Origin of the sequence: Rhodohalobacter sp. (assembly GCF_041686455.1) — a bacterium.
Lineage (GTDB): Bacteria > Bacteroidota > Rhodothermia > Balneolales > Balneolaceae > Rhodohalobacter.
Map to the genome: position 1 here is coordinate 1 of NZ_JAWLDW010000209.1, position 2,751 is coordinate 2,751.

Sequence of the window (2,751 nt, forward strand, 5' to 3'; positions counted from 1 at the left end):
ATCAACTTCCATAGAATCATCAGCTGTTACATTTTCCTCACAGCAGTCTTGCATGCCGGCCTCGTATCCCTCATTAAATGCAGTTACAGCCGACTCCCAGCCAATGGCCAGCGAGAGGCTGAACATTAAAATTGACGCTATGAAATAGTACCGGACTTTTTCATTGATTTGAATCGATTTGATAAAGAAGCCCGAAAAGCCAACGATGAATAAGGCAATGGATGTTAATAACAGTATATCCACGAATAGATCCATCTCTTTCTCCTTTACGTTCTTGATATTATTTAGCCTGAGAATAAAAAAATTTTAAAGACATATCTCAGATGTATCAAATTTCTAACGGTTTACATCAATTAAAATAAGGAACGAGAGAGTACACAATAGACTCCAATCAACCGAGGTACGCTGATGGTTGTCTGCTTAACATACGGTTGGATAAGAAGTGAATCTTTCTGAGTAAATTTGATGTTTTTATACAATTAACCTATTGTTTTTATGTCACCTGAAAATAATGATGATGTTCATGCAATCAGATCAAAAAAGAGATGTAAGAGAGCGCTTCAGCAGAATTCGGATCAAAAAAGCAGCCATTGTAACACTCCTGTTTCTGTTTTTGAGTACAATTTTTATTGCGATTGGGTACAATATATTGTCTGGTCCCAATGCTGAAATTTTGACCTTTTATGTTTTATACGTTGTCCCTTTTCTGATCTATCTGTATTTCATAAAAAAATATGACCTTTCCAGTGTCGCAATTTTTGATGGAGCGCTGGCCGATCTGAGGCAAGTCTGGTTTTTTGTGCCTTTAATTATCATGACGTTTGGCGTGATTTGGGTCACCATATTAGTGTTTAACACAATCAGTCCGGAGTTAGCTGAATGGTATTTTGATTGGCTAAACAGCGCTGAATTGTTTGATATTGGACCTGACACATCATTATTACAATATGGCTTAATCTTTTTTGTAGTGGCCGTTTTTGCGCCGGTGGTTGAGGAAATTATTTTCAGAGGTATTATGGTTGAGAGATTCGGCGCAAAATATGGGTTTAAGAGTGCTGTTATTCTCTCCTCTTTTTTATTTGGTGTGCTTCATATGGATATTATTGGAGCGTTTATTTTCGGAGTTGTGCTTAGTGTTCTTTATTTGCGAACCCGCTCTCTTCTGCTTCCCTTCTTAGTACACGCAGCCAACAATGGAGCAGTCATGCTTTTGATCTTTTTTGATGAATCCTTCAATGTAGATGCTTGGGAAACAATTGATCCGTATTTAGAAAACATATGGATCGGAGTACTCCTTTTTGTAGGGTCTTTTGGGTGGCTGATATGGTTTCTGAAAGATAATTGGAAAATTGTACACGAGGCTGAACCATTTCCATTGAAAACAAATGAAGACATTGATGTTATTGATCGATAACTTTCACCCAACAAATTTTGAATAACTCTAACGGTTTAAAACTTCTTGTCTGAAATCAACCAACAACCACCCATCGCCGCCATCGCAACTCCTGTAGGTGAAGGAGGAATTGCCGTGATTCGTGTATCAGGCAGAGGAGCGTTTGAGAAGGTTCAGAACTGCTTCAAAGGAAAGGATCTCACGAATGCAGATTCCCATACGGTTCACTTTGGCAAGATCATCAAAAAGGATGGCCGGGTTGTGGATGAAGTTTTGGCCACAATCTTCCGATCTCCAAAATCTTACACGGGCGAAGATACGGTTGAAATTTCCTGTCATGGCGGAGTGCTGGTGACACAATCCGTTTTGGAAACCATTTTAGAACAGGGTGTTCGTTCCGCCGAGCCAGGTGAATTTACCCAACGGGCATTTCTAAACGGCAAACTGGATCTGGATCAGGCTGAAGCGGTAGCCGATCTGATTCACGCCAAGAGCATCAAGGCGGTGGATGCTGCCCATCAGCAGCTTGAAGGACGCTTGGGCAAGCATATCAAGGAGTTTCGTCAACAGATCATTGACGCTACGGCCATGGTGGAATTGGAGCTCGATTTTATCGAGGAGGATGTGGAGTTTGCCAACAAGGAGCAGCTTCGGAAACTGCTTGTGGATGTGAATGAAGAGATCGGCCGGCTTCTCGATACCTACGAAACCGGCCGGCTTGTGAAAGATGGCGTAAGAACTGTTTTTATCGGCCGGCCCAATGCCGGAAAATCAACCCTGCTGAATACATTGGTTGGAAGCGACCGGGCGATTGTGACTGAAATTGCCGGTACCACACGCGATACCATCGATGCGGACTGGAGCTACGAAGGAATTCTGTTTAAACTAATTGATACGGCCGGACTTCGTAAGACAGAAGATGTAATTGAAGCTGAAGGTGTAAAACGTTCGCAAAAAGCATTTGAGCAGGCCGACCTTGTGGTCTACCTGAAAGATCTTTCACTCCCGCTCGATTCGGAAGAGCGTGAAGAGATTGCCGGATTTCAAAAGAGAGCTGCCGCGACTCCTTTTCTATTGATTGGCACCAAGCTCGACCTGGAAAACACCTCTCAGGAAGAACGAATCGATTACGATCTGAAAATCTCCGCGTTGGAAGAGAAGAACATTGAGGATCTCAAAAAACTGATGAAACAGCGGGCGCTAGAGAATAAAGACTACGACACTTCCAGCCTGCTGGTAACCTCCTCGCGCCATCGAGACGCCCTGCAGAAAGCCCGCGAAAATATGCAGCGAGCTATCCAGGCACTCGACCAGGGCATGACCGGCGATTTTCTCTCCATCGATCTGCGCTCTGCACT

At 43.2% G+C, this 2,751-nt stretch carries 3 protein-coding genes; 2 read left to right on the top strand and 1 reads right to left on the bottom strand.

Annotated features, from left to right (window positions below; genetic code table 11):
• Nucleotides 1–255, bottom strand: a 255-nt coding sequence (locus ACESM0_RS13615) for a hypothetical protein (protein WP_372906749.1), incomplete at its 3' end; no start/stop codon positions are given.
• 268 nt (nucleotides 256–523) lie between these two features.
• On the opposite strand from ACESM0_RS13615, the gene ACESM0_RS13620 reads away from it, so the two are divergent.
• Together ACESM0_RS13620 and mnmE are read left to right on the top strand one after the other, a co-directional pair.
• Nucleotides 524–1,414 (top strand): CPBP family intramembrane glutamic endopeptidase, encoded by an 891-nt coding sequence (locus ACESM0_RS13620; RefSeq protein WP_372906750.1) that lies wholly within the window; start codon nucleotides 524–526, stop codon nucleotides 1,412–1,414.
• 45 nt (nucleotides 1,415–1,459) lie between these two features.
• A partial coding sequence (gene mnmE, locus ACESM0_RS13625; RefSeq protein ID WP_372906751.1) for a tRNA uridine-5-carboxymethylaminomethyl(34) synthesis GTPase MnmE occupies nucleotides 1,460–2,751 on the top strand: 1,292 nt, incomplete at its 3' end.